Genomic DNA, 2,294 nt, shown 5'->3' with positions numbered 1-2,294 from the left:
AGGTACTTATAACCCATTTTTCTCACTCTAACTTTATGAGGATTTTGAACACCCTGAACCCTTTCTATCGAATCGAAAACTACCCTGTAAATGTCGTCTCCAGGTTTGAGCCCGTCCATGAGTTCGTAATTGGTCTCCCAAAAGACCTCTATGGAGGTCTTGATTACCAGAGCAGATACAGCCAACCCTACGATCGAATCCACTATCTGCAGGCCAGTAATTCCCACGAAGATCGAGCCTCCCAGAACAGATAGCGAGATGACGATGTCCAGTTTCATGTTCGTTGCATCAGCTATGAAGACCGATGAATCAATCTTCTTTCCTATTCCCAGCTTATAACGATATAGAAAATACTTCGCAGCAGAGGAGATGGCTGCCACTAAAATTACCAGAGCGATATTCTCAACAGAGGATCCGCCGCTGAAGAGCTTCTGAATGGAACTAACGGCCAGTTGTGCTCCGGCAAAGAAAATAACCATGGATACGATTTTTGAGGCAACGGCGTCTGCCCTTTCGTGACCGTACGGGTGCTGCGCATCAGGCGGCTTGTTTGATACGGATGTAGAGATCCAGGTGATAACCGATGTCAAAATATCCGTAGTCGAATCTACTCCGTCGGCCAAAATAGCCATACTTCCGGTGAAGAAACCGGTAAGAACCTTCAGCACCGCGAGCGCTGCATTTCCGGTCACCCCTATTATTGAGCCTCTTCTTGAAAGCGCCACTCTGTCCTCGGTCATTTAGTCACCTCGATTGCGCTCGAGAAACCTCCAAGGTATCTCTTGCCACGATACCTACTTAAAGAGCCGTTGATGATCTGAAGACTAGAAACGTCTTCTAAAGCGACACGCTTTTTCCCGAGATTGTGATAAATGAACGCGTTCCGGCTTTCACCAACGACTCTTAAGATTACCAGGTTTTCTCTTCGTCTCAAACCTCTTATAGTTGCCAACCTCAGCCAGGAGTTGTTCTTCCTGAATTCAAGTATAGCCCTGATTCTCTCGAAGTAGCTTCCATCTACAGCTTTTTGTGCTTCCAGAGACCTACCGCTGTGAGGATGATTCTTCCCGAGCGCTTTCCATTCGGTTTGACCGGGACCGTAGCCATTCTCGAACCACAGGAAGGGCTCAAGTTGCTCTTCGTTGAAATACGCATTATAGACCCCTTCCATTCCAAGTTCTTCGCCATAATAGAAGAAGGGCACTCCGGGAAGAGACAACAATACTGACATTGCAAGCAGAGAGAGCTCTTTGTCACCATCCATGGCCGAAACTAGACGACTCATGTCATGATTTGTTAGGAAAATTCCAGACTCATAGCTACGCTTCGATCTGAAATATCTATTGAGATCAGTCCTCAAAGACTTCACTAGGAGTTCTGGGTCTCTTGTCGCAACGGAAGTTTTCAAGTCCTCGGCAAGGGGAAAATTGAATCCAATTCCAAAGATAGTGGAGTACAGGTCTACTATTTGCGCATCGTCCCATACTTCACTCACAAATATCGAATTTGGAGAAATCGATCTGCAGTGTGCCGTCATCTCCTTCCAGAAAGCGATGTTTCTGCTGTGCTGGTATTCGCAGATGCCTTTTTCAAGAGAAAAATCGAAAATGTGCTTTGCAGCATCGAATCGGAATCCATCGAATCCTACGGATAACCAGAATGTAAGGACCTCCTTCATCTGCTGCCACAGGGAAGAAGACTCATAATTGAGATCGGGACTTCCAGGTCCGAACAATGTGTAGACCCACTGTCCCGAGTAGTTTGTCCATACCTGCTCTCCATCCCAATGTCTTCTAGCCTTCAGCCACTGTTCGTCTTTCAGAAAAAGATACCAGTCTCTGTATGGTTTTTCTCCATCCAAGGCCTTCAAGAACCATTCATGATTTGGAGAGGTGTGATTCATCGGAAGATCCAGTATGACTTTCAAATCTAGTTTGTGTGCTGATGCCAGAAAGTTTCTTAAATCCTTCAGGGTTCCATAGATTGGGTTGACACTGAAGAAATCGATGACACTGTAGCCATGGTAAGATGGCGAATGAAGAATCGGCAAAAGCCAGATTCCTTCAATACCTAAATCCGCAAGATAGTCGAGCTTCCGCTCGGCTCCGATAAAATCACCAATTCCATCGCCATTGCCGTCACAGAATGATCTCAGATAGAGTTCGTAAAACACTCGAATCCCTCCCGAATTAGTCGGCCGAGTAATTGGACTGACTTGCGAGAACCATTGTTTCCCTTTGAATCATAGATCTTACCATAGTTATAGGACAGTGCATTGTGTTAAAATCTTCTCT

The 2,294-nt window shown here is 45.7% G+C and carries 2 protein-coding genes; both read right to left on the bottom strand.

Annotated elements, in window-relative coordinates:
• Positions 1-740 (bottom strand): cation diffusion facilitator family transporter (locus BG32_RS02940; protein ID WP_147434805.1); only part of this gene is annotated, 740 nt, incomplete at its 3' end.
• A complete protein-coding gene (locus BG32_RS02935) occupies positions 737-2,173 on the bottom strand; it encodes an alpha-amylase family glycosyl hydrolase (RefSeq protein ID WP_006489960.1) in 1,437 nt (478 codons plus the stop codon). The genes BG32_RS02935 and BG32_RS02940, both read right to left, overlap by 4 nt.
• Positions 2,174-2,294: the final 121 nt, after the last annotated feature.

This window comes from Mesotoga sp. HF07.pep.5.2.highcov, from assembly GCF_003666285.1.
Lineage (GTDB): Bacteria > Thermotogota > Thermotogae > Petrotogales > Kosmotogaceae > Mesotoga > Mesotoga prima.
The sequence above is the reverse complement of the archived record's forward strand: the minus strand, read 5'-3'. Positions and strand labels throughout refer to the sequence as shown.